This window comes from Kocuria sp. 2SI (genome assembly GCF_005502825.1).
Lineage (GTDB): Bacteria > Actinomycetota > Actinomycetes > Actinomycetales > Micrococcaceae > Kocuria > Kocuria palustris.
This window is the reverse complement of sequence record NZ_SCNB01000023.1, coordinates 19,499-42,879: the sequence shown is the minus strand read 5'-3', so window position 1 is coordinate 42,879 and position 23,381 is coordinate 19,499. Positions and strand designations below refer to the sequence as shown.

28 protein-coding genes are annotated in these 23,381 nt (G+C 69.0%); 17 read left to right on the top strand and 11 right to left on the bottom strand.

The features are described from left to right. Window positions 1–156: 156 nt before the first annotated feature. The gene (locus FFS25_RS11490) at window positions 157–1,770 is read right to left on the bottom strand and encodes an amidohydrolase (protein WP_137803016.1); all 1,614 of its coding nucleotides are present in this window, start codon (window positions 1,768–1,770) and stop codon (window positions 157–159) included. A 190-nt stretch (window positions 1,771–1,960) separates the two neighbouring features. Here FFS25_RS11490 and FFS25_RS13460 point away from each other — a divergent pair, with 190 nt between their 5' ends. Beyond that, a complete protein-coding gene (locus FFS25_RS13460) occupies window positions 1,961–2,107 on the top strand; it encodes a hypothetical protein (protein ID WP_171004191.1) in 147 nt (48 codons plus the stop codon). A 238-nt stretch (window positions 2,108–2,345) separates the two neighbouring features. Here FFS25_RS13460 and FFS25_RS11485 read toward each other — a convergent pair whose 3' ends face one another. The 4 genes from FFS25_RS11485 to FFS25_RS11470 all read right to left on the bottom strand — a co-directional run bounded on the left by FFS25_RS11485 (window position 2,346) and on the right by FFS25_RS11470 (window position 5,541). Next, window positions 2,346–2,666 (bottom strand): metal-sensitive transcriptional regulator, encoded by a 321-nt coding sequence (locus FFS25_RS11485; protein WP_036307642.1) that lies wholly within the window; start codon window positions 2,664–2,666, stop codon window positions 2,346–2,348. 95 nt (window positions 2,667–2,761) lie between these two features. Further along, window positions 2,762–5,089, bottom strand: a complete 2,328-nt coding sequence (locus tag FFS25_RS11480; RefSeq protein ID WP_137803015.1) for a heavy metal translocating P-type ATPase — start codon at window positions 5,087–5,089, stop codon at window positions 2,762–2,764. 57 nt (window positions 5,090–5,146) lie between these two features. Then, window positions 5,147–5,332: a hypothetical protein gene (locus FFS25_RS11475; RefSeq protein WP_006214317.1), complete on the bottom strand. Its 186-nt coding sequence runs from the start codon at window positions 5,330–5,332 to the stop codon at window positions 5,147–5,149. After that, window positions 5,329–5,541 (bottom strand): heavy-metal-associated domain-containing protein, encoded by a 213-nt coding sequence (locus FFS25_RS11470; RefSeq protein WP_006214316.1) that lies wholly within the window; start codon window positions 5,539–5,541, stop codon window positions 5,329–5,331. Before FFS25_RS11470 ends, FFS25_RS11475 begins: the two co-directional genes overlap by 4 nt. Window positions 5,542–5,720: 179 nt before the next feature. Between FFS25_RS11470 and FFS25_RS11465 the strand changes: the two genes are divergently transcribed. Both FFS25_RS11465 and FFS25_RS11460 read left to right on the top strand, forming a co-directional pair. Next, a complete protein-coding gene (locus tag FFS25_RS11465) occupies window positions 5,721–7,124 on the top strand; it encodes an Abi family protein (RefSeq protein WP_137803014.1) in 1,404 nt (467 codons plus the stop codon). A gap of 87 nt (window positions 7,125–7,211) precedes the next feature. Then, window positions 7,212–8,768, top strand: coding sequence for an exonuclease domain-containing protein (locus tag FFS25_RS11460; RefSeq protein ID WP_171004190.1), 1,557 nt, complete (start codon window positions 7,212–7,214; stop codon window positions 8,766–8,768). 105 nt (window positions 8,769–8,873) lie between these two features. Here FFS25_RS11460 and FFS25_RS11455 read toward each other — a convergent pair whose 3' ends face one another. Next, the gene (locus tag FFS25_RS11455) at window positions 8,874–9,824 is read right to left on the bottom strand and encodes a pyridoxal-phosphate dependent enzyme (protein ID WP_137803012.1); all 951 of its coding nucleotides are present in this window, start codon (window positions 9,822–9,824) and stop codon (window positions 8,874–8,876) included. A 16-nt stretch (window positions 9,825–9,840) separates the two neighbouring features. Then, window positions 9,841–11,064: an NAD(P)/FAD-dependent oxidoreductase gene (locus tag FFS25_RS11450; protein ID WP_137803011.1), complete on the bottom strand. Its 1,224-nt coding sequence runs from the start codon at window positions 11,062–11,064 to the stop codon at window positions 9,841–9,843. 166 nt (window positions 11,065–11,230) lie between these two features. On the opposite strand from FFS25_RS11450, the gene FFS25_RS13845 reads away from it, so the two are divergent. The 6 genes from FFS25_RS13845 (at window position 11,231) to FFS25_RS11425 (ending at window position 14,387) form a co-directional block, all read left to right on the top strand. After that, window positions 11,231–11,422, top strand: a complete 192-nt coding sequence (locus FFS25_RS13845) for an AsnC family transcriptional regulator (protein WP_249933886.1) — start codon at window positions 11,231–11,233, stop codon at window positions 11,420–11,422. After that, window positions 11,376–11,699, top strand: a complete 324-nt coding sequence (locus tag FFS25_RS11445) for an Lrp/AsnC family transcriptional regulator (protein ID WP_249933885.1) — start codon at window positions 11,376–11,378, stop codon at window positions 11,697–11,699. Before FFS25_RS13845 ends, FFS25_RS11445 begins: the two co-directional genes overlap by 47 nt. Continuing rightward, window positions 11,696–12,118 carry a hypothetical protein gene (locus FFS25_RS11440; protein ID WP_006214311.1) on the top strand — a complete coding sequence of 141 codons (423 nt, stop codon included), beginning with the start codon at window positions 11,696–11,698 and terminating at the stop codon, window positions 12,116–12,118. The genes FFS25_RS11445 and FFS25_RS11440 overlap by 4 nt, the downstream gene beginning before the upstream one ends. Before the next feature lie 49 nt (window positions 12,119–12,167). Beyond that, the gene (locus FFS25_RS11435) at window positions 12,168–12,389 is read left to right on the top strand and encodes an NAD(P)-binding protein (protein WP_137803010.1); all 222 of its coding nucleotides are present in this window, start codon (window positions 12,168–12,170) and stop codon (window positions 12,387–12,389) included. Beyond that, complete coding sequence (locus tag FFS25_RS13840; RefSeq protein WP_249933884.1) at window positions 12,377–13,321, top strand: Rid family hydrolase; 945 nt, start codon at window positions 12,377–12,379, stop codon at window positions 13,319–13,321. The genes FFS25_RS11435 and FFS25_RS13840 overlap by 13 nt, the downstream gene beginning before the upstream one ends. Window positions 13,322–13,385: 64 nt before the next feature. Further along, window positions 13,386–14,387, top strand: coding sequence for a bile acid:sodium symporter family protein (locus tag FFS25_RS11425; RefSeq protein WP_137803009.1), 1,002 nt, complete (start codon window positions 13,386–13,388; stop codon window positions 14,385–14,387). A 151-nt stretch (window positions 14,388–14,538) separates the two neighbouring features. Here FFS25_RS11425 and FFS25_RS11420 read toward each other — a convergent pair whose 3' ends face one another. Continuing rightward, complete coding sequence (locus FFS25_RS11420; RefSeq protein WP_137803008.1) at window positions 14,539–15,321, bottom strand: thioesterase family protein; 783 nt, start codon at window positions 15,319–15,321, stop codon at window positions 14,539–14,541. 52 nt (window positions 15,322–15,373) lie between these two features. Then, window positions 15,374–15,772 (bottom strand): VOC family protein, encoded by a 399-nt coding sequence (locus tag FFS25_RS11415; protein WP_137803007.1) that lies wholly within the window; start codon window positions 15,770–15,772, stop codon window positions 15,374–15,376. 116 nt (window positions 15,773–15,888) lie between these two features. On the opposite strand from FFS25_RS11415, the gene FFS25_RS11410 reads away from it, so the two are divergent. The 4 genes from FFS25_RS11410 to FFS25_RS14055 are packed head-to-tail and all read left to right on the top strand — an operon-like array spanning window position 15,889 to window position 17,967. Continuing rightward, window positions 15,889–16,794, top strand: a complete 906-nt coding sequence (locus tag FFS25_RS11410) for an aldo/keto reductase (RefSeq protein WP_137803006.1) — start codon at window positions 15,889–15,891, stop codon at window positions 16,792–16,794. Window positions 16,795–16,812: 18 nt separating this feature from the next. Continuing rightward, window positions 16,813–17,502, top strand: a complete 690-nt coding sequence (locus FFS25_RS11405; RefSeq protein WP_137803005.1) for an MOSC domain-containing protein — start codon at window positions 16,813–16,815, stop codon at window positions 17,500–17,502. Between the two features lie 40 nt (window positions 17,503–17,542). Next, entirely contained in the window at window positions 17,543–17,716 is a 174-nt protein-coding gene (locus tag FFS25_RS14060) for a hypothetical protein (protein WP_349654431.1), read from the top strand. A 23-nt stretch (window positions 17,717–17,739) separates the two neighbouring features. Beyond that, on the top strand, window positions 17,740–17,967 hold the full coding sequence (locus FFS25_RS14055; RefSeq protein ID WP_349654430.1) for an LbetaH domain-containing protein: 228 nt from the start codon (window positions 17,740–17,742) through the stop codon (window positions 17,965–17,967). A gap of 69 nt (window positions 17,968–18,036) precedes the next feature. Here the strand turns inward: FFS25_RS14055 and FFS25_RS11395 are convergent, their stop codons facing one another. Then, entirely contained in the window at window positions 18,037–19,056 is a 1,020-nt protein-coding gene (locus FFS25_RS11395; protein ID WP_137803004.1) for a zinc-dependent alcohol dehydrogenase family protein, read from the bottom strand. A 150-nt stretch (window positions 19,057–19,206) separates the two neighbouring features. Between FFS25_RS11395 and FFS25_RS11390 the strand changes: the two genes are divergently transcribed. Genes FFS25_RS11390 through FFS25_RS11375 form a run of 4 tightly spaced genes read left to right on the top strand, consistent with a single transcriptional unit; the run spans window position 19,207 to window position 22,410 of the window. Further along, on the top strand, window positions 19,207–19,611 hold the full coding sequence (locus FFS25_RS11390) for a hypothetical protein (RefSeq protein ID WP_137803003.1): 405 nt from the start codon (window positions 19,207–19,209) through the stop codon (window positions 19,609–19,611). Between the two features lie 6 nt (window positions 19,612–19,617). Continuing rightward, entirely contained in the window at window positions 19,618–19,842 is a 225-nt protein-coding gene (locus FFS25_RS11385; protein ID WP_137803002.1) for a hypothetical protein, read from the top strand. A gap of 2 nt (window positions 19,843–19,844) precedes the next feature. Then, on the top strand, window positions 19,845–21,242 hold the full coding sequence (locus tag FFS25_RS11380) for a class I adenylate-forming enzyme family protein (RefSeq protein ID WP_137803001.1): 1,398 nt from the start codon (window positions 19,845–19,847) through the stop codon (window positions 21,240–21,242). Next, window positions 21,223–22,410: a thiolase family protein gene (locus tag FFS25_RS11375; protein WP_137803000.1), complete on the top strand. Its 1,188-nt coding sequence runs from the start codon at window positions 21,223–21,225 to the stop codon at window positions 22,408–22,410. Before FFS25_RS11380 ends, FFS25_RS11375 begins: the two co-directional genes overlap by 20 nt. 259 nt (window positions 22,411–22,669) lie before the next feature. On the opposite strand, the gene FFS25_RS11365 is transcribed toward FFS25_RS11375, so the two are convergent. Next, window positions 22,670–23,209, bottom strand: a complete 540-nt coding sequence (locus FFS25_RS11365) for a hypothetical protein (RefSeq protein WP_137802999.1) — start codon at window positions 23,207–23,209, stop codon at window positions 22,670–22,672. Window positions 23,210–23,381: the final 172 nt, after the last annotated feature.

Below are 23,381 nucleotides of genomic sequence, written 5' to 3'. Positions count from 1 at the left end.
GGGCCAGGGGCGGGCGGCGTCTGTGTGATCTGGATCATAGTCGCGGCCGGCCTGCTGCGGGATGCAGACCATCCCGGGCGACCACCACTACCCCGAGGACTCGCAGTCCGAGGTATGGATGCCGTCCGAGCCCGAGCAGCAGGGCTGACAACCGGATCAGCCGGTGACCGTGCGCAGCACCTGCATCTCCAGCAGCTCGTCGGGGTCATCGGTCAGCGGGTTCAGATCCAGCACGCAGAAGTCGGCGGCCAGCCCCGCAGCGATCCGCCCGGTGCCGTCGCGCCCGGAGGCCCGGGCCCCGGCCGACGTCAGCGCCTCCAGGGCATCGGCCGGATCGAAGACCCTCTCCGGCTGATACGGATCCCGGCCGGCGTCGAACGCGGAGCGAGCTGTCAGGGCGATGAACAGATTGCGCGCGGCCTGGTGCGGAGCGGTGGGGGCGTCGGTGCCCAGGGCGATCGGCACGCCGGCCTCGCGGAAGCGGTGCCAGGGGAATCCTTGGACGGCGCGGTCGTCGCCGAGCATGGCCCTCCAATTGTCCAGCACGGCGGGGTCGCAGTGCACCGGCTGCATCGAGGCAGTCACGCCCAGCTGCGCCATCCGCTCGATCGTGTCCTGAGCCACCGACTCCAGGTGCTCCACGCGGGGGCGTCGTCCCTCCCGGGGCCCGTTGACGCGCACGCACTCTTCGACCAGATCCAGCGCCAGGGTGCTGGCCTGGTCGCCGATCGCGTGCAGCGCCAGCTGCAGGCCGTGGGCGTCGGCGGCGGTGGTCACCCGAAGGGCCGCTTCGCGCTCCCAGAGGGGATCGGGGAGCTCGCCGCCCACGTACGGGGCGCGTATGGCGGCGGTGCAGGCGTCGATCACTCCGTCCAGGATCAGCTTGACGCCCACGATCCGCAGCCACTGGGTGCCGAACTCGGCGGCCATCTCGTCGCGGATCGCGGCCACCCGCTCGACCTCCGCGAGATCCGCCTCCGGGTCGCCGGTGGGGCGCAGCATCCAGTGGGCGTCGACGGGGAAGGGCAGGCGGCCGTCGCGCTCCAGCCGACGACGGAAGACCGCCAGGTCCGAGTCGCTGAAGCCCATGTCCGTGGCGCCCGTGGTTCCGCTGGCCAGGTAGGAGCGGAAGGCGTTGTCCAGGAAGCGGTCCTGATCAGCCTCGGTGGAGTGCGCGGCCTGATACCCCCAGGCGTACTCGATCGCGGCGTTCTCGAGCAGCAACCCGGTGGGCTCGCCGTCGGCGTCGCGCACGATCTGACCGCCCAGCGGATCCGGGGTCTCGCGGGTGATGCCCAGCGCTGCCAGGCCGGCGGTGTTCACCCATGCGGCGTGGAGGCTGTTGGCGTCCAGGATCACGGGGATGTCGGCGACGACTGCGTCCAGCATGGTGGCCGTGGGCTGCTGACCCGGCGCGAAGGCATGCGGGTACCAGCTGGCGCCGAGGATCTGGGTGGCCTGCGGGTCGGCGGTCCGCGCCTCGGCGATGCGCTGCTGGATCTCGTCCACGTCCGCGCAGTCGCGCAGCGAGACCTTGTCCAGGGCCTCGCCCAGCATGGTCATGTGGACATGGGCCTCCCAGAACCCCGGCAGCACGAAGGCCCCGTGCAGGTCCTCCTCCACGGCGTCGGGCCCGACGACTGCGCGCACCTCCTCCTGCGTCCCGACCGCCAGGAAGCGGCCGTCCTGCACCGCGAACGAGTGGGCGGTGGGGGAGGCGGCCTCTCCGGTGAAGACCGTGGCGCCGTGGAAGAGGGTGGTGAGGGACAAGGCGGGGTCGCTTTCGTCGTGCGGTTGGTCCGGCGCAGACACAGGAGGCCGAATGCGCTGAGGCTATCCCAGGCCAGCACTTGAAGAAGGCAGAGAAGGTCGGTGCCGATCTGCCGGGTCACTGACGGATCGCGCGTTTGCGCGGAGGCCTGATAATGGAGGGGTGATCGTCGAACGGAAGGAGCAGGTCATGAGCGAGACCAGCGCATCGCAGAACCCGCAGGAACCCGTCGAGCAGGAGCATCCCGCCCAGACGGAGTCCGAGCGCGAGGAGCAGCTGGTGGAAGAGGAGGAGCGGGAGTCCTTCCCGGCTTCCGACCCGCCCGCCAACTACTGAGCGCGAGAGCACCGACGACGACGGCCCTGGCATTTGCCGGGGCCGTCGTGATGTCCGTGCGCTCGCGGACTGAGAAGCGGACGACCTCCTCGACCAGCCCCGGGAGGCCTGAACCGGCGCGCGTCGTCCCACGGGCCGCGCTGAGGGGTCGCTGATGCCGTCTTTCAGTGGCTGAAAGACGGCATCAGCGACCCCTCGCGGGCAGGGTGTGATCTCTCGCGGGTGCCTGAGCCCGGTCTCAGCCCTTCATCAGCCGGGCGATGGCCTGGGAGGCCTCCTGCATCTTGGCGTCGGCCTCCTCGCCGCCCGCCTGGGCGGCATCGACCACGCAGTGGCGCATGTGGTCGTCGAGCAGGCCCAGGCCCACATTGCGCAGGGCCGAGTTCAGCGCGGAGATCTGCGTGAGGATGTCGATGCAGTACTTCTCCTCGTCGATCATGCGGTGGATGCCGCGGGCCTGACCCTCGATCCGCTTGAGGCGGGCCAGGTAGCGCTGCTTGTCCGACATGTACCCGTGGTGGGCATGGCCGTCCTGATCTAGCTCGCTGTCCGGGGCCATGTCCGCGGTGGCTTCCGCCGTCTGCTCCACGAGGGCCTCGTCGGCGGCGTCCTGATCGGTGCTCATGGTGCTGATCTCCTGGTCGTTCGGGATGCTCATGCGGCGGCGGACTCGCGCTCGTCGGCCGTCGCGGCGGCAGGTGCGGCCCCGGAGCGGCTGCGGAACCCGCGCAGCCGCAGGCTGTTGGCCACCACGGACACGGAAGAGAATGCCATGGCCGCGCCGGCGAGCATGGGGTTCAGCAGTCCGAAGGCGGCCAGCGGGATCGCGGCCATGTTGTAGGCGAAGGCCCAGAACAGGTTGGACTTGATCACGCCCAGGGTCTTGCGCGACAGGCGCACCGCATCCGAGGCCGCGCGCAGATCCCCGCGCACTAGTGTGATGTCGGCGGCCTGGATGGCGGCATCCGTGCCGGTGCCCATGGCCATGCCGAGATCGGCCTGGGCCAGGGCGGCGGAGTCGTTGACGCCGTCGCCGACCATGGCGACCACACGCCCCTCGTCCTGCAGGTGCTGGATGGTCGTGACCTTGTCCTGCGGCAGGACGCCGGCGATGACCTTCTCGATCCCGACCTCCGCGGCCACCGTCTCGGCCACGGCCTGGTTGTCGCCGGTCAGCAGCACGGGCGTCAGACCCAGGTCGCGGAACTGGCGGATGGCCTCGGCGCTGGTCTCCTTGACCGCATCGGCGACCGTCAGGACGCCTCCCACGGCACCGTCCCAGGCCACGACGACGGCGGTCTCACCATCGGACTCCGCCTGCTCCTTGGCGCGGGCGAGGGCCTCGGGCATGTCCAGGGACCACTCCTCGAGCATGGTGTCGCGGCCGATGACCGCCAGACGTCCGTCGACGACGCCCTGGACACCGCGGCCCTCGAGGTTCTGGAAGCTCTCGACGGCTGGCAGCTTGCCCACGCGCTCGCGGGCGCCGCGGGTGATGGCACGCGCGATGGGGTGCTCCGAGGAGTCCTCCAGGGCGCCGGCGATGCGCAGCAGCTCCTGCTCATCCATTCCATCGGCGGTATATGCATTCCTCAGCGTCATGCGGCCGGTGGTCACGGTGCCCGTCTTGTCCAGCACCACGGTGTCGACCTTGCGGGTGGACTCCAGGACCTCGGGGCCCTTGATGAGGATGCCCAGCTGCGCCCCGCGGCCGGTGCCGACCAGCAGCGCGGTGGGAGTCGCCAGTCCCAGGGCGCAGGGGCAGGCGATGATCAGCACGGCCACCGAGGCGGTGAAGGCGGCGGTGATCGGGAAGCCCGCGCCCAGCCACACGCCCAGGGTCGCCACGGCGATCGCGATGACGATCGGGACGAAGACGCCGGAGATCCGATCGGCCAGGCGCTGCACCTCGGCCTTGCCGGACTGCGCGTCCTCGACCATCTGGGCCATCTGCGCCAGCTGCGTGTCGGAGCCGACGCGAGTGGCGCGCACGACCAGGCGCCCGCCGGTGTTGACGGTCGCGCCGGTGACGTCGTCGCCCTCGGAGACCTCGACCGGGACGGACTCGCCGGTCAGCATGGAGGCGTCCACGGCGGAGGAGCCGGAGACCACGGTGCCGTCGGTGGCGATCTTCTCGCCGGGGCGCACGACGAACTCGTCGCCCTCGGCGAGATCATCGATCGAGATGAGGGTCTCGGCGCCGTCGCGCAGGACGGCGACCTCCTTGGAGCCCAGCTCCATGAGCGAGCGCAGAGCAGCGCCGGCCTGGCGCTTGGAGCGCCTCTCGAAGTAGCGCCCGCCCAGGATGAAGAAGATGACGCCTGCGGCGACCTCCAGGTAGATCGAGCTGGCGCCGTCCGTGGGCTCGACCGACAGCTCGAAGGCGTGCGTCATTCCCGGCATCCCGGCGGTGCCGAAGAACAGGGCGTAGAGCGACCACAGGAACGCGGCGATCGTGCCCATGGAGATCAGCGTGTCCATGGTGGCCGAGCCGTGGCGCAGGTTGGTCCAGGCGGCCTTGTGGAAGGGCCAGCCGGCCCACACGATCACGGGGGCGGCCAGGGTGAGCGAGAGCCACTGCCAGTAGGTGAACTGCAGTGCGGGGATCATCGCCAGGATGATGACCGGAACGCCCAGCACACCCGCCCCGATGAGGCGATGGCGCAGGGAGGTCAGCTCGGGGTCCTCGCCCTCGTCGTCATCCTTCTGCGGCTGCGCGCCCTTGGGCCTGGGCAGCTCGGCGGTGTAGCCCGCCTGCTCGACCGTGCTGATCAGCTGCTGGCTGTCATAGCCCTCCGGCACGGAGACGCGCGCCTTCTCGGTCGCGTAGTTGACCGAGGCGCTCACGCCGTCGAGCTTGTTCAGCTTGCGCTCGATGCGGTTGGCGCACGACGCGCAGGTCATGCCGCCGAGCAGCAGCTCGACGTCGGGACCCGACGACTGCGGCTGGGCGCTGGAGTCCGTGGGCGCGGAGGTGGTCATGGGTGCTTCTTCCTGGAAGTCGGTGCTCTCCCCGGCCCGGTGCGGCGGATCGGGGGGTCAGTGATCGGAATCGGCGGGGTTCTCAGGCTCGTCCGGGGTCTGCGAGTGCGAGGACTCCTCGGCCTGCTGGGTCCAGGAGTCCACGGTGCTCTGAGGCACGACGGCGCCGCCGATGAAGAAGGCGGCGACGAAGACCGCCGCCAGCGCCGCGAGGTAGGCCCCGAGGCGGGCGGCGGCGCTCACGCTGCGCGCTCGGCCGAGTAGCCGGCCTCCTCGACGGCGGCCTTCACGGCGGCGTCGTCGACGGGCTGGTCGCTCTCGACGACGAGGCGGCCGGTCTCGTGGCTGACCTGGCTCACGGAGGCTCCGGGGATCTCCTCGACCTCTTCGCGCACGGACATCTCGCAGTGCCCGCAGGTCATGCCGGTGACGTTGAACTCGGTGGTCGCCATGGTGCGCTCCTTCGCTGGTGGTGATACCCCTAGGGGGTAGGTGCAGACTTCAAGTTTACCCCCTTGGGGTATGTGGGTCAAGGGGTGCAGGGCCTTCCTCCGGCGGTCGTGGCCGTGCTAGATTCACAGCATCACGGCTAGCCGCTTCCTCTTCACCGAGGGGCGGCTAGCTTTCTGTCATGGCCCAAGAGGACAGTTCGTACGCCAAGCCCTTCCTGCCAGTCAGTGAGCAGGTGGAACTCCTGCGCGACCGCGGCATGGAGACGGGTCCTTCGGGTGAAGCTGAGGCCCTGCTGCGGAGGGTCGGGTACTACCGGCTGTCCGCCTACTGGTACCCGTATCGGATCCGGCATTCGGCAGAGTCGGGCGAGATCGAAGTGACCTCGGCTGTTGAGCCGGGAACATCACTGCGCGCCATCGAGCAGATCTATGACTTCGATGCGCAGGTGCGCTCCCTTCTTCTGGAGGCCGTCGAGGCCATCGAGGTGGCGATCCGGTTTCGAGTCGGTCACACTCTCGGCTTCCGGCATCGTTTCGCGCACCGCCGCCGAGATTCCTTGGATCCCTGCTTCACGGGCGAGCCTCAGAGCGACTCGAGCGCAGCCTGTGGTCACGACGAATGGCTCCGTGAGTACGAGCTTCAGGAGGGTCGCTCTCAGGAGGAGTTCGTCCGTCACTTTCGTCAGGCCTACGGGCCGCATCTCCCCGTATGGGTTGCGACGGAGGTGATGTCCTTCGGGACCCTGCGTCGTCTGTATCTCGGCACTGCCGAGCAGGATCGGCGTTTGATCGCAACGGCCTTCGACCTCTTCACCGTGACGGGCGCTGGCGACTTCGGGCTGCTGAGCAACTGGCTGGAGCACATCCGGCATCTCCGGAACCTGTGTGCGCATCACTCGAGGATATGGAATCGGTCGTTCACCGCTGAGCTGGCCAGCAGCAGCAACGTGTCTGAGCTGGAGCACCTCGATCGCTGGAGTCGACATCGCCTCTACGGAAGCGTGGCTGTCCTGACTTACCTGATGGCGCGAATCGACCAGCGAAGCGACTGGAGTCGGCGCATGATCGAGCTGCTCCAGCGGCAGAGTGATCTTCTCGGCCTGAGGCTGGAGACGATGGGATTCCCAGAGGGCTGGGAATCCCAGGAGATCTGGAGAGCTGACTACCAGAGAGACCCCGAGCGCACCCGTCAGGCTCAGCTCGTCGCCGGTCTCGCTGCAAGCACTGCTGCCGAGACCAGAAGATCCCTGACCGCGAAGGCCGAGAAGGAGAGGCGCAGCTGGCTGAGATACCTGGAGAGCCGCTCGGCGGTAGTGGCCGTTGCCTACGGTGGGGCGAAGCTCTATCCGCTATTCCAATTCCGAGACGGTGACGTCCTCCCCGAGGTGGCCGACCTGAATGAGAAGCTCTTCCGCCGTCTTGCCGGAGACATGGAACGCACTGAGGTCAGCTGGGACGTCCTGGAATGGTGGGTCACGCCGATCCCGGAGCTTGGTGGGGCGCCGAAGGACCTGATCGGCGCAGGTGATCTGCTCGAATCCGTGTGGGACGAGCATCTTCCAGGGCCTCATCCCGTCTCATAGCACTTGAGCCGATCCAGACAACGCATGCGTCCGCATCACAGGCGCTTAGAGTGGATCCGGAATCATCAGACTGCGGAAAGGCCGACGATGGCACCCAGCGCGCTCGACTTCACCGCCATCGACTTCGAGACGGCGAATCGCGAACGGGCCTCCGTCTGTGCAGTTGGAGTCGTCAGGGTTCTCGGCGGGCAGATCATCGCCAGAGACTCTTGGCTGGTCGTCCCGCCGACAGGTGCTGACGCTTTCGACTTCGGCAACATCCGCATCCATGGGATTCGCCCGCAGGATGTTCGCCGTCGTGGCATCAGCTGGGAGGAGAGCCTGGCGCGGATCGAGTCCTTCCGCGGCGGCTCACCGCTGATCGCGCACAACTCGAGCTTCGATCAGTCGGTCTATGCCGAGTCCTGTCGAAGGGTGGGGATCACACCGCCGTCGGCGCGGTGGGAGGACACGCTGAAGCTTGCACGCCAGCACCTGAGGCTTCCGGACTACAAGCTCCCGACCGTGGCGAAGCATCTGCGAGTCAAGGGATTCAAGCACCACGATGCGGCCGCGGATGCGGCGGCGTGTGCGCAGATCGCCATCAGCATCGGCAATCAGATCGGTGCTGAGGACATCAACGGCCTGTGGCCGTTGCAGCAGAAGCGGACGGGAACTTCGAAGTGGAGCTCGGACCGTGTCTCCAAGGCGAAGGTCGCCGATCTCCCGAAGCCGGATCCAGAGGCGGACGAACGGCACCCCCTTTTCGGACAGTCGGTCGTTCTCACCGGTGATCTGGACTCCATGGACCGATGGACAGCCTTCGAGCGCATCGCGGCAGCGGGGGGAACTCCGCAGAAGAACGTGACGCTCAAGACCACGATGCTCGTGGTCGCCTCGCGTGGACACCTTCCGGATACCTACCGGCCCGATCTTGGCAGCGGCAAGGAGCAGAAGGCCGCCGACTACCGGGCACGAGGCAACACCATCACCTTCGTGGCACGGAACGAGTTCCTTGAGCTGCTGGAGCGGAAATCCGACAGGATCGGTGTCGGCGAGACCGGGCAGCCGGCCGATGTCGACGTCCCTGACAATGCGGCACTGATCAGGAGGCAGTCTGTGCCGGAACCAGCTTCCGCGGTGTCAGCACCTGAAGCACCGGAGCACCGAGCCCCTGCGCCCCTTCCCCCGGAATCGCCGATATTCGGCAGGGCCCATGAGGAGAGTGACACCCCGACACAGGCGCCCGAGATTCCCCAGCCTCGTGGTCGGCAGGAGTCTCCGCGACCGTTCGGTGAGCAAGTCGGTCCCAGCGGACCCCAGTGGGCACCTGCCTACCAGGACTCACGCGGAGAGTCGCTGCATCAGCCGCAGAGCAGGAGTTGGCCCGTCGAGGGGTCGGGTGCGCCGCAGGGCAGATCCACACCTCGCCCCGCCCTGGGGCGGAAGGCCCTCGGGTGGGTGCTCCTCGTCCCCAGTGTGCTTGCGCTGCCGATCGTGCTCCTTGTGGCGCTCGTGGGCACCTTCACTCCTGCCGAGTCAGTGGGGGTCAAGATCGCAGCCATACTCATGCTTCTGGTTGTGGCGCTCGTGCTCCTCGGTGTGGCCTTCCTGGGGGTCTATCTCATCTGGCTTCGGGGCCGACGCCGCCCTCAGGGAACCTGAAGCTCTGGAGTGGCCAGGGCTTCCTGAAAGGCGACTCGGCATCAACTGTCACATCTGCTGCAACGCTGCTGTTGCAGCAGATGTGACAGTCCGAGCCCACCGGACTCACCCCACCAGCGCTGCGAACCTCCGCAGGTCCACGTTCCCGCCGCTGAGGATCGCGCCCGCGCGCAGCCCGTGGACGTCGTGCTCCTGCGCCCAGGCGCGCAGCCCGGCCAACCCCAGGCAGCCGGTCGGCTCCGCCACGGTCTTCATCCGCTCCGCGAGGAAGCGCATCTCGGCCACCAGGGCGTCGTCGGGCACGGTGATGATCGAGTCCACGCGCTCGCGGATGATCTCGAAGGTCGTCTCGCCCACCCGAGTGGTCTGGGCGCCGTCGGCCAGGGTCTCGGGGACATCGATCGTCACGGGGCGCCCCAGCGCCAGCGACCGCTGGACGTCGTCGCCGGCGGCAGGCTCCACGCCGATCACGCGGCACTCCGGTGCCAGCAGGCCGGCCGCCAGCAGCGAGCCTGACAGCAGACCGCCGCCGCCCAGCGGCACGAAGAGCAGATCGAGCGGCACGGTCTCCTGGAGCAGCTCGAGGGCGGCCGTGCCCTGCCCGGCGATGATGTCCGGGTGGTCGAACGGCGGGATGACATGCGCCCCGCGCTCCTCGGCCAGACGGGCCGCCAGCGCCGCGCGATCCTCGGTGCGGCGGTCGTAGGCCACCAACTCGGCGCCGTAGCCGCGCGTGGCCGCCGCCTTCATCGCCGGGGCATCGGACGGCATCACGATCGTGGCCGCACGCCCCTGCAGCGCAGCGGCCAGGGCCACCGCCTGGGCATGGTTGCCCGAGGAGAAGGCGACGACGGCGTCGTCGTGCGGCAGCCGTGACAGCGCAGTGAACGCCCCGCGGAACTTGAAGGCTCCGGCCCGCTGCAGGTTCTCGGCCTTGAGGTGCGCGGAGCACCCGAGCTGCTCGTCGAGCGTGCTCGAGCTCAGCACCGGGGTGCGGTGCGCGACGCCCTCGAGGATGCGGGCGGCGGCCAGGACGTCGTCGGAGGTGGGGCTCATGGCCCGAGTATCCGTCTCAGCGCAGCGGATCGAAGGGCTTGATCGCCGGGTGGATCGCTCCGGTGGTGATCTGATCGGCCAGCAGACGCCCGGTGATGGGTCCCAGGACCATGCCCCACATGCCGTGCCCGCCGGCCACGTAGACATTGGGGACCTGCGTGGCGCCGATCAGCGGGAGGCCGTCCGGGGTGACGGGGCGCGAGCCGACCCACTCGTCCTGGCGCGCGTCGAGGTCCACGCCGGTCATCAGCTTCCGCGCCTCGTTGACGATCGCGGTGATGCGCCCCGGGTCGAAGGGCTCGTCGGCGTGCTTGAACTCCATGGTGCCGGCGATGCGGAACCGCCCCTGGTAGGGGGTGCAGGCCATGCGCGCGTGCGGCAGGTACACGGGGTGCTCGGCGGGCTGGTCGGTGGCCACGGAGAACGAGTACCCGCGCCCGGCCTGGACCTTGACCTTCACGCCCAGCGGCGCTGCCAGCCGGGGCAGCCAGGCGCCGGTGGCGATCACGACGGTGTCGGCGGTGAGGTGCTCGCCCGTGGACAGCGTCACCGACGGTGTCCGCGTGGAGTTCACGTCGGTGACTTCGACACCCGTGCGCAGGGTGCCGCCGCGCTGGATGAAGGCCTGCCCCAGCGCCTCCATGAACGGGCCGGGCTCGAAGTAGCGCTGGCCCTCCAGCCGGTAGGCCACCTTCACGTTCTCGGAGAGCATCGGCGCGAGCTCGCGGGGGTTCTCGAGCGGCTCGAACGGCACGTCCTGGCCGTGGCGGACCGCTCCGGCCACCTCGCCCAGGAACCCCTGGGACTGCTTCTCGTTCTCGAACCCGACGACGAACGGGCTCTTGCGCGTCCAGGACTCGATGCCGCCGTCGGTCAGCTCGTCGAAGCCCTCCAGCGCGAGCTTGTCGATCGGCGTCAGCGCGGCCATGGTGCGGTCCCAGGACCTGGTGGTCGCGTGCGCCATGAACCGGGCGAAGAAGCTCCACAGCGTGGGGTCCACGCGGGCGGGGACGTGCAGGGCGGCGTCGGGGTCCAACAGCGCCTTGGGCCCGTAGCCCCACAGGCTCGGGTGCGACAGCGGGATCGTCTTGCCGGGGGAGAGCCAGCCGGCATTGCCCCACGACGACCCCGCGGCCACGCCCTCCTTGTCGATCACGGTGACCTCGAGACCGCGCTCCTGGAGGTGCCAGGCGGTGGCCAGACCGACCATTCCTGCTCCGATGACGATGGCGTGGCTCATGCCTCTCCTCCTGGGGGACCGTGCGGTGCGGATGGCCGCGGGCGCTGCTGATGATGTGATCCGGAACACTAGAAGGACTCTGCCGATTCCTCCATGGTCCATGGAGGAATCCGTGCGCATTCAGCGATAATCGACGGAATCCGCTGACCGACCCTCAGGAGAGCCCATGGTCACCGCAGAATCCGCCCCGCCTCGTGCCCTGGATGAGCTGGATCAGGCCCTGCTGCGCGAGCTGCGCGGCAACGGGCGAACGGCGATCAGCGAGCTGGCCCGTCGAGTGGGGGGCGGCGGAGTCGACCTGTCACAAGAGGGTGGGCGCCCTGATCGAGTCCGGGGTGATCACCGGCTTCCGCGCTGACGTGGACCCCGCCGCCCTGGGGCTGTCGATCGAGGTCATCATCAGCATCCGCGTCCACCCGTATGCTCGTCGATCCCTGTCGAGGTTCCAGGCCTACCTGACCGAGCTGCCCGAGTCCCGGCAGGTCTACTTCCTCGCCGGTGACCGCGACTTCCTGGTCCACGCCGCCGTGCGCGACACCGAGGCCCTGCGCGCCCTGGTCTCCGACCGGATCAGCATGCGCGAGGAGGTCGCGTCCACCAACACGAGCCTGATCTTCGACCACTCGCCGCGATGAGATCTGCGCACTGGCTGCTGCCCATCGACCCCGCCGCCCACGCCGAGCACCTGCCCGGCGACTGGCGCACCCGCGCAGATGCCACGGCCGTCTGGGACGCGATCGGGCGCTCGCAGCCGATCCGCCGCTGGTGCCTGCGCACGGGCTTCCGGATCATGCGGCCCGGGGATCTGGTCTGGGCCTACCTCTCCCGGCGGCAGGAGCTGTGCGCCGTGGGGACGGTGGCCGAGATCGTCCAGGAGGACGGTGCGTGGTTCGTGCACATCGACTGGGATGGGCCGCGCACCGCGCAGCTGTGCAGGGATCCTCTGCCGCGCGGCGCCTTCGGCCAGGTCCCCATGTCCACCTGCCGGGCGGGGGAGCCGGCGACGGAAGTGCTCGCGGCGTGCCACGGGGCGCTGGCGGCCCGGGGGATGTGATGCGCAGCACGAGGCCGTAGGCTCGCCGCAGGCCTGCGAAGGAGACCTCATGAGCAAGCGGATCGCCATCATCGGCGCTGGGATCGGCGGCCTGACTCTGGGCATCGAGCTGCAGCGTCGGGGGCTGGACGTCCAGCTCTACGAGCAGACCCCGGTGCTGCGGGAGGTCGGAGCGGCGGTGTCGCTGTCGGCCAACGCCACCCGCTTCTACGACCAGCGCTTCGGCCTGGCCGAGCCCCTGGGGCCGTCTCCGCGGAGGTGGACGGGCTGATCTTCCGGGACGGCCGCACCGGCGAGCGGATCGCACGGCTGTCGTCGCACGACGAGTACCGGCGCCGCTTCGGCGCCTCGTTCCTGGGCATCCACCGCGCGGACCTGCAGGCCATCCTGTTCGGCGCCCTGGACCCGGAGTCCCTGCACCTGTCCAAGCACGTGACGCAGATCGACGACTCGGGCGACGCAGCCGTCCTGCACTTCGCCGACGGGGACGCACCCGTCGTCGAGATGGTCACCGCGGTGCCCGTGACCGAGCGGTGGGCGCTGTTCTTCCGACCGCCGCTCACGCACTGGTCCGACGGCCGGATCACGCTGCTCGGCGACGCCGCCCACGCGACCGTCCCGCACCACGGGCAGGGCGCGAACCAGTCCATCGAGGACGCGATCGTGCTCTCGGACCTGCTGGCCGGCTCCGACGACTGGGATGCCGCTCGCCTCGAATACGAACGACGACGGCGCTTCCGGACCCGTCGCGTCGTGGACGCCTCGGTCGCGGTGGGCGAGATGCTCCACCTGCCCGACGGCCCGCGCGCCGACGAGCGCAATGCTCGCCTGGCCGCGCCCGGCGCCTTCGACCGTCACCTGGCCTGGGTGCACGGCTTCCGCGCTGGCGACGATCTGCGCATCTCCGGACTGGTGTCCTTCGCCTCGGACGGCACGAGCGTGGGCGAGGGCGACATCGACGTCCAGGTGGAGCAGGTCTTCACGAACATGCGCGCGGTGGTGGAGGAGGCCGGCGGGTCCATGGACGACATCGTCTCCACGACCACCTACCTCACCGATGTCACCCAGGCCCCGTCGATCAGCGCGGCCCGCGCCCGGCATTTCACCGGCGACGTCCTGCCCACGCATACCGTGATCGGGGTGGCCGCCCTGGCCCGCCCGCAGTTCCTGGTGGAGATCTCGGCGATCGCGCACCTGGGCTGAGCCCACGCTCCTCCGTGCTCCGCCGATAGGCTCGACGGATCGCACACGGAAGGGGAAGGCGAGCATGGCCCAGCACACGGAGTCCGCACCCGGCGGAAGATCGACCGGCGGATCGAGCAATGAGCAGCGCAGCAGCCGACGCGCCGTGACGGTGTTCCCGCTACTGATCCTGGCCGGAGCCGCCGTCGCCCTGCTGTTCCCGCAGGCCTTCGCCGGCTGGGGCGCGGGGGTGACGCCGGCGCTGATGATCATCATGTTCGGCATGGGGCTGACGCTGTCCCTGCCGGACTTCGCGCTCGTGCTGAAGCGGCCGCTGCCCGTGATCGCCGGAGTCATCCTGCAGTTCACGCTCATGCCGCTGCTTGCTCTGGGCATCGCGACCGCCCTCGATCTGCCGCCGCAGCTGGCGGCGGGCATGATCCTGGTGGGCTCGGTGCCGGGCGGGACGTCGTCGAACGTCGTGACCTACCTGGCCAAGGGCGACGTGGCGCTGTCGGTGACCATGACGTCGCTGTCCACGCTGCTCTCGCCGCTGCTGACGCCGCTGATCACCCTGGCGCTGGCCGGTCAGTTCCTGGAGGTACCCACCGGGAGCCTGGCCCTGTCGCTCGTGCAGATCGTGCTGGTCCCGATCATCCTGGGGCTGATCATCCACTCTCTGCTGCCCGGATTCGTGCGGCGGATCGAGCCGATCCTGCCGTGGGTCTCGGTGCTGGGCATCACCTACGTGGTGATCGCCGTGGTCTCCGGCTCCGGCGAGGTGCTGGTCGCTGCCGGCCTGGGTCTGATCGTGGGCGTCATCCTCCACAACCTGCTGGGCTACGGCCTGGGGTATGCAGTTGCAGCGCTCGTGCGCTTCCCGGTGGCTTCCCGACGCGCAGTCTCCGTCGAGGTCGGCATGCAGAACTCGGGGCTGGCCTCAGGCCTGGCCGCGCAGTACTTCACGCCCGAGGCGGCCCTGCCCGGGGCCATCTTCTCGGTGTGGCACAACATCTCCGGCGGGATCCTGGCCTCGATCTGGGGCCGTCGTCGTCCGGACGATCACGCTGAGCCCACGCACCGCTGAGGCAGTCGCGTCACCCGTCGTCGTCACGACTGGCCAAATCGCCACCGCCCCTCCCTCGAGTGGCTGATTGCTCACCGTTTCAGCGACGAAACGGTGAGCAATCAGCCACTCGATGAGGTTGAGGTGTCGTTTCGGCCAGTCGCGGAGACCCTCAGATCCGACGCAGCGTCAGGACCTGCTCGGCGGTGCCAACGGGTCCGCGGGCGTCGTGAAGCGTGGAGCTGGTGAGGCCTACGCCGTCCGGACCCCAGATGACCTCGGTGTCCAGGCCGGTCCAGGTGCCCTCCGGGATCCGGTGCAGATGGACGGTGAGATCGAGGTTGGGGAAGGTCCACCGGTCCGTCTGCTGGCGGACGGCGATCCCGTTGGCGGCGTCGATGCTGGAGAAGAACCGGGCGAGGTCGCCGGCGGTCTCTCCGGCCACGATCTCCGACGGGCTGTGGAGCCAGACGGTCGCGCGCCCCGGGCGCTGCTGCACGACTCTGGCCTGGATCTGGGCGATGTAGCCGCCCGGCCACCCGGTGCTCATCTCCCAGGGCTCGACCTCCTCCGGAGAGGGCATCGGCTCGGCCTGGCCGCCGACGACATCGGCGGTGTCCGCGCGCGAGAGGTACCAGGCCCGGGCGATGACGACGGCGCGTCCGGCGATCGTCACGGTGGCCTGCAGCAGCTCGATGGTCCGCCCGGGTCGCAGGACTTCGACGTCGACGGTCAGCTCGGACATGGGCAGACGCCCCAGGATGTCGTAGCTGATCCGGCCGAGCTGCAGCTGCGAGTCGCCCTGGTCGGAGCGGAAGCGCTCGAGCTCGTGCACCACGAGGCCGGCGATGGAGGCGAAGTGGTGATCCTCCTCCGACCAGGCGCCCGAGGCGTGCTCGGTGGGCTCGAACGTGGTGGGGCCGGTGCGATGGAAGAAGGCCTGCTCGGCGGTCATGGGTCTCCTGGGTCGGCGAGGGAGCGGGGGAGTCGTCAGGGGGAGTGAGGGATCAGGGTACGAAGACGCACAGAGGGTGACCGGCCGGGTCTGCCACGATCAGCAGCCGCTCCTCCGAATCATCCAGGGAGTCCTGCAGCATGACGGCACCGAGCTCGAGCAGGCGAGGCTTCAGGGCCCGCAACTCGTCGACGGTCTCGAGAGTCAGATCGAGGTGGATCTGCTGCGGCACGTCGGGACTCGGCCAGGTCGAAGGCGGGAGCGCCTCCACCCGCTGGAAGGAGAGCCTGACGCCGCCGGGTCCGAGCAGCGTGCGCCACTCGCTGGAGTCCTTCTCGGTCCCGGGCGCGTAGTCCCAGCCCAGCAGCGAACGGTAGAAGTCAGCCAGCGAGGCCACGTTCTGGGTGTCCAGGACCGTGGTGTGCAGGGCGGGGCGGGGTGCGGTGTCCATGAGGCCAGTCTGCGTCGATGTCGCGCACGTCACAACATGGACGCGTGTGGCGAGCGGGTGTTCGCGTCGAGGAGAAGGCCTCCCGCAGATGCCCTGCCGCAGAGCATGATGGACAGATGACCGATCTGCAGAATCCCACCAGCACGTTCATCCTGAACAACGGCGTCGAGATGCCCGTGATCGGGCTCGGCGTCTACCAGTCCGAGCCGGAGGAGACGGCCCAGGCCGTCGAGGCCGCAATGCGCGCCGGATACCGCCTGATCGACACCGCCGCGGCCTACGGCAACGAGCGCGAGGTCGGGCAGGGCCTGCGCGATTCCGGCGTCCCGCGTGACGAGGTCTTCCTGGAGACCAAGGTCTGGATCAACGACTACGGCTATGAGGAGACGCTGCACGCCTTCGACAAGGCCGCCGGCAAGCTCGGTGCGGAGCAGCTCGACCTGCTGATCCTGCACCAGGCCCTCGAAGGCGAGTTCGAGCGCACGATCCAGGCGTACATGGCCCTCGAGCAGCTGCTCGCAGACGGCAAGGTCCGTGCGATCGGTGTCAGCAACTTCGAGGTCCGCCACCTGGAGGAGCTCATGCAGCGCACCACCGCGGTGCCTGCTGTGAACCAGATCGAGTACCACCCGTACTTCGCCCAGACCGAGGTGGAGCAGTTCTGCCGCGAGCACGGAATCCTGGTCCAGTCCTGGTCCCCGATCGGCGGCATCACCAGCTACCGCGGCTCCGAGGGCCAGGAGACCACCACGTTCGACGACCCGACGATCGCCCAGATCGCCCAGGCGCACCAGGCCACCCCGGCGCAGGTCATGCTGCGCTGGCAGCTGCAGCGCGGCCGTCAGGTGATCCCCAAGTCGGTGAATCCCGAGCGCATCCGCGAGAACCTGGACGTCTTCGGCTTCGAGCTGACCGAGGACGAGCTGGGGCAGCTCGATGCCCTGAACACCGGCAAGCGCGGCGGACCGGAGCCGCACCAGGTCACGCTCGAGGACTTCGGCAAGGAGATCCCGGAGGCCTGAGCCGCCGGCCGGGCCACCATGGCGCACCTCGAGCGGATCGGCTCCACCCTGGTCAAGGGACTGGGGTGGAGTCAGCATGAGCGGATCGGGGTGGCGGTCGGCGGGCTGGACCGGGACCGTCGCTGGACGCCGGTCTGGGCCGATGACCTGACCTGCCTGCGGGCCCCGCAGTTCCCGGCCATGGTCCGACTGGTGGTCGAGCCGGGGGATCTGCCCGGGGATGACCAGCACGTGGTCCATCAGGAGGCACGGATCCGCTACTACGACCGCCGGATCCCTGCGCGCGTGCACGACGGACCTCTCGCGCGGCGCCTCTCGGCCGAGGCCGGGCGGCAGGTCCTGCTGGCCCGCACCCTTTTCTCGGACGCGATCGTCTGGGGTGCGCCTGTGAGCGTGCTGTTGCGCTCCGAGCTGGCGGGGCTGCCGTCGGACACGGACCGCTACCGTCCCAATCTGGTGATCGACGACCGCGACGCCCCGCTGGCGCTCGCGGCCGGATCGCGCCTTGAGGTCGGGGCGGTGACTCTGGAGGTCGTGGGGGAGCTGGAGCGCTGCGTGATCATCGACCATGACCCCGTCACCGGGCAGAAGGACCATTCCCTGCTGCGGCGCATCCGTCCCGGGGCGCTGCTGGCCTACGGCTGCATGGTCGTGACGGAGGGCGAGCTGGCAGTGGGGGACCCCGTCAGGGCCATGCTCGCGGCCTGAACCGGGCAGGACGCAGCGAAAGACGACGACGGAGCACACCGTGGAGCGCAAGGAGCTGCTGGAGCGGATGAGCCGCGGGGAGATCATCCGCGGCGGATCGGACCTGCATGCGGCCATGCACGAGATCAGCCAGGAGGCACCGCGCATCACCGCCGCGCTCAACTCCGGCTATCAGGACCCTGGTGAGGTCCGACGGCTGCTGGGGGCGCTCTGACCGGGCAGGAGATCGACGCCTCCGTGACCGTCTTCCCGCCGCTGCGCTCGGACTTCGGCAAGGCCCTGCGCGTCGGGCGCGACGTGTTCATCAACTCCGGCTGCGCGTTCCAGGATCAGGGCGGGATCACCCTCGGCGATGGGGCGGTGGTGGGCGCCTCCTCGACCGTGACCAAGGACGTGCCCGCGGGCGCCGTGGTGGTCGGCACCCCCGCGAAGCAGATCAGCTCAGTGCCCGGGTACGAGCGCTGAATCCACTGCGCCCAGTCTTCTCCAAGTCCCAGTTTAGATTTGGAGAAGACTGGGAGTTGGAGGACCCGCTCAGACCTCCAGCAGCACCTTGATGGCCTCGCGCTGGTCCATGAGGCGGTAGGCCTCCGCGGCCTCCTCGAGCGGCAGGCGCTTGTCGAAGACCTTGCCGGGCTCGATCTTCCGATCCAGTATCAGCTGGATCAGCTCCGGGAGGTAGCGGCGCACCGGGGCGGGGCCGCCGTGCAGGTGGACCGTGCTGCCGAAGAGGAGGTCGCCGGGCAGCTCCACGCCGTGGGAGACGCCGACGAAGCCCACGTGACCGCCGGGGCGGGTGGACTTGATGGCCTGGAGCATGGCCTCCTGGGTGCCCACGGCCTCGATGACGCTGTGCGCGCCGAGGCCGCCGGTGAGCTCCTTGATCTTGGCCACGCCGTCGTCTCCGCGCTCGGTGACGATATCCGTGGCGCCGAACTCGCGGGCAAGCTTCTGCCGGGACTCGTGGCGGGACATGGCGATGATGCGCTCTGCGCCCATCTGCTGGGCGGCCAGGATGCCCATGAGGCCCACGGCGCCGTCGCCGACCACGGCCACGGTCTTGCCCGGGCCGGCGGCTGCGGCGTCGGCGGCGAACCAGCCGGTGCCCAGCACGTCCGAGGCTGCGAGCAGCGACGGGATGAGGTCCTCGTCCGGGTGCTCCGGGGTGGCCACGAGCGTGCCGTCTGCCTGGGGGATGCGAGCGAGCTGCGCCTGCGTGCCGATCCCGCCCATGGGCGTGGTGTCCACGCAGCGCGACTGGTAGCCGGCCTGGCAGATCTCACAGGTGCCGTCCGAGGTCATGAACGACCCCACCACGAAGTCCCCGGGCTTCACCGTGGTGACGCTGTCGCCGACCTGCTCCACGACGCCCACGTACTCGTGGCCCATGGGCTGATCTTCCACGTGCTGGGCCCCGCGGTAGGGCCACAGGTCCGACCCGCAGACGCAGGCGGCCGTGACCTTGATGATCGCGTCCGTGGGCTCGACGATCTGGGGGTCGTCGCGATCCTGGACCCGGACCTCGCCGGGGCTGTGCATGATGACGCCGCGCATGGGTGCCTCCTGATGAGTCGTGTCGTGCCTTCCGCTGGAGAGCGTAGAACGGGGCTCCGACGACACAGAGGCCCTGTCGGGGCACCTCTGGCAGACTGCTCACGAACCGATCCGCGGCCGGTCGGCCGCCATGAGACCGAGGAGACAGCCATGAAGGCGCGCCGACGCCTCCTTCCGTGGCGAAGCCGCTCGCGGCGCTGGATGGCCGGCGTTCTGGAGATCATGCCGGGCTCGGCCGTGGACGATCCGATCTCCGCCGTCGTGGGCGCGATCGCCATGATCCTGCTGCTCCCGCTGCTGGTGCTGTGGCTGCTCGAGTCCCTGGCGCAGTGGATCGCGCTGCCGTTCTTCCTGCTCGCCCGTGCGTCAGGGATGGCCGCCGTGCCGCTGGTCGTGACGGAGCGCGGGCACGTGGCCCACCGTGAGAGCGTTCTCGGATGGGCCGAGGCGGATCACCGCCTGGTCGAGATGCGCCGCGAGATCGACCACGGCAGCCCGCATCCGTGGCGCGACCGCAGCGACCCGTGGACCAGCAGCAACCAGCCGGGATGGTGAGGACGAATGGACAGGATCGAGCTTCCGGGAACTGACGTCGTGTTGGAGGAGGCGACGGCCGAGGACCTGCCGGCGCTGATCGAGCTGATGTCCGACGACATGCTGGGCGCCTCCCGCGAGGGGATCTGCTCGGAGGAGGACAGGCAGCGCAAGGACGCCCACCGCTTCTACGAGCGGCTGGGCTTCGAGCGCAGCCACGAGGGGTTCAAGCTCATGCTGGGAACGGCCTAGCCGTGCCCTTCCTGGACCGTCTCTCCCGCTGGGCCGAGCAGCGTCCGCAGGACACGGCCGTCGTCTGCGCCGAGGACCGGCTGAGCTGGAGCGGGCTGCGCTCGCGGGCTGCCGAGCTGGCGGCTTCAGGGGAGGCTGTCGGGATCCTGCAGCAGGGCACCGGCACGGAGTTCGTCGTGCGATGGGCCGCGGGGGTGGCCGAGCGGCGCGTGTGCGCGGTCTTGGATCCGGCTCTGCCCGAGAGCATCGGCGGCGCGGTGAGCCAGCGCTGCCGCGACGTGCTCCCGGAAAGCGCAGCACCGGCACACCTGCGCGACGGGCCCGACGACTCCGCCTTCCTGGTGGGCCTGACCTCCGGCACCACCTCGGTGCCCAAGGGGTTCCTGCGCAGCCGCGGCTCCTGGCGACGCTCCTTCGAGGCCTCGACCCGGCATTTCGACCTGCGCAGCGAGGACCGGGTGCTGGTGCCCGGCCCCCTGTCGTCGAGCATGAATCTCTACGCTCTCTCCGAGTGCCTGCACGCCGGCGCCGCCGCCGTCGTCCTGCCGCGCTTCGACAGCGCGGCGGCCCGTGCGGCGATCACCGCCGAGGGCGTCACCCGGGTGGTGGCCGTGCCGACGATGCTGCGCCTGATCGCTGAGCGCGCCCTGGCTGCCGGAGAGTCTGAGCATGGACTGCGTGCAATCGTCTGCGCGGGGCAGAAGCTGGATCCGCAGACGCTGACCGCGGCCCGCCGATGGGCGCCGAATGCCGTGATCTGGGAGTACTTCGGCGCCGCGGAGCTCGGCTTCGTGGCCGCTCAGGAGCATCCGCCGGGGGAGATCCGGACGCTCGACCCGACGGCGGTGGGGCTGCCGTTCCCCGGCGTGGAGGCGGTCATCGTGGACCACGACGGCCGTGTCCTCCCGGAGGGCGGCACCGGCAGCATCGCCGTGCGCTCCGATCTGGTGTGCGACGGCTACCTGTGGGGCGATGACGGCCGGGCATTCGCGCGGATCGCAGACCTGGCGACGGTGCGGGATCAGGGTTTCCTGCGCGATGGGCGGCTGCACGTGCTGGGCAGGGCCTCCGAGATGATCAACTCGGGCGGGCTGAACATCTACCCGCAGGAGGTGGAGGCCGCGATCGGCTCTGTGCCGGGGGTGGCCGAGGCTGTCGTGGTGGGCCTGCCGGATCCTTCTCGCGGACAGCGCCTGGTTGCCGGCGTCCTTCTCGAAGACGAAGGGGCGGATCGGCAGAGTCTGCGGGCGGCGCTGGAGACCATGCTGGCCTCGACCAAGCGGCCCCAGCAGTACTGGCGTCTGGGTGAGCTGCCCGTCACCGGCGGAGGGAAGATCAGTCGAGCCGTGCTGCGGTCCTGGATCGAGGAGGGAGATCCCCGTGCCCGACCGCTCGGCTGATCCCTCAGCGCCTCTGCTCCTGCTCGGGCGTCGGACCCCGCTGGCACGAGCAGGGACCGCGCTGGCCGACGTGCCCGTGCACCGTCTGCTGGCGCCGATCCTGCAGCGGCTCGTGACGGAGACGGGCCTGGCGCCGGAGTCCGTCGCGGACGTCGTGATGGGCAACGCGGTGGGAGCCGGAGGCAACCTGGCACGGCTGTCGGCCCTGGAGGCCGGCCTGCCGCTGTCGGTCCCGGGGGTCACGGTCGATCGGCAGTGCGGCTCGGGGCTCGACGCCGTCGTGCTGGCCTGCCGACTGGCGCAGGCCAGAGCGGGAAGCGCCTTCCTGGCCGGCGGCGCCGAGAGCATCAGCACGGCTCCGCTGCGAGGCCGTCGCGGCGCGGACGGGGAGGTCGAGTTCTACCGGCGCGCCCGCTTCAGCCCCGAGCACCTGGGGGATCCGGGCATGGGTGAAGCCGCCGAGACCGTGGCCCGGGAGCACGGGATCGACCGTCAGCGCCAGGACGCGTTCGCGCTGCGCAGCCATCGCAGGGCGCTCGAAGCGGCCGCCGCCGGCCGGTTCCGTGACGAGCTCGTGCCGGTGACCGGTGCCCGCGGCGAGGTCACGGCCGACAACGGCCCGCGTCCGCGCTTGAACGCCGACCTGCTGGCCCGCTTCCCGGCGGCATTCGTCGACGGAGGGACCGTGACCGCCGGGAATTCGTGCGCCGACGCGGATGGGGCCGCTGCAGTCCTGATCGCGACCCCGGCGGCGGCGCACGGCCTGCGAGCGACGACGGCCCTGGCCTTCCGCGGCGCGTCGACCCAGGGCGTGGATCCCACGCGGCTGGGCCTGGGGGCGGCTGCCGCGGCGGCTCGGCTGCTGGCGGAGCAGGGGGTGGCCGCGCGGCAGCTCGCGGCGGTCGAGTTCAACGAGGCCTTCGCCGGGCAGGTGCTCGCCTGCACCGACCTGCTGGGCATCGACGAGCGCGGGCTCAACGCCGACGGCGGCGCCCTGGCCCTCGGCCACGCCTACGGCGCCTCCGGGGCGGTCTCCGTGGTCCGGCTGCTGGCCCGAGCGCGCGATCTGCCGGAGGGCAGCCTGCTGCTGGCCATGATCAGCTCGGCCGGCGGCATCGGCACGGCGGCGCTCTTCGAGAAGGTCGCCGTCCCCGGGCCCACGCGCTGAGCCGTGAGCTCAGCCCCCGTAGGTCTCCGGATCCACGGGGCGGACGCTGCGCGGCAGCTTCTCGCGTACCAGGCGGATTGTATACGTGGCGAACTTTTATCGTTTGAGCTAGCAAGGGTTCCTCGGCAAATAACGCCCGAATTTTTCATGGTCAATTAACATTGATTGCGGCGTTGTTATATTCGACGCGCGGAGCCGCGTGCCACCCTTTTTATATTAGAACAGTAGAAAGAAGTAGATTGAGAGATTTCTTGTGCCGCTACGATTTGAGGTACTCGGAGAGGTAACTTTGATCTACCATCTTAATCTTTGGGTGGCGACGTTTCCCTGGCCTTGACGGGAGGTATAGTTTCCAAATAACAACCCCAATATCTTCAAACTGAATCATGGAGGCTGGAGAGTGACTGCTTTCGATTAGTTTATACGTGGATTTCGTAAATTCTTTTGAGTCAGTGGTGGGGGATTTTGAGCTCGCGAGGTCTGTCAGATCCATGCGAGCATCCGCCCAGGATTGCATAATGTTCTGCGCCCACTGCCGCTGGTGCTTCAGGGCGGATGTGATTCTGGAATCGTCAACTATGTGCATAAGGGGAACGGTGGCCGAGGCAAATTTTCCGAAAGCAACACGGATATTTCTGGATTCATCCCCCGCGTCTATGCTCGTGTATTTATCAACAACTTGCATCGCCCAGTGAGGAGTGCGGTTTTGGTCATAAGACCTCGTATGTTCCTCAAGAATCAAGCTTCCGATGACATCGAGATTTTGTTTTGCCTCCCAGTAATTTAGTACGTATTCCATGATTTGAGTCTGGGTCCAGATTTTTTGTGCCCGTTGTCCAGATATGACAATATTCGCAATCGAAACAATTAGCGCGAGGAGTGATATTACGATTGGGGCTGAAGCCACAATACCCTTTCGTTGAGGATCAGTCAGTATATTTGATTCAAAATGTGCAAAGTTTGCAAAAAGA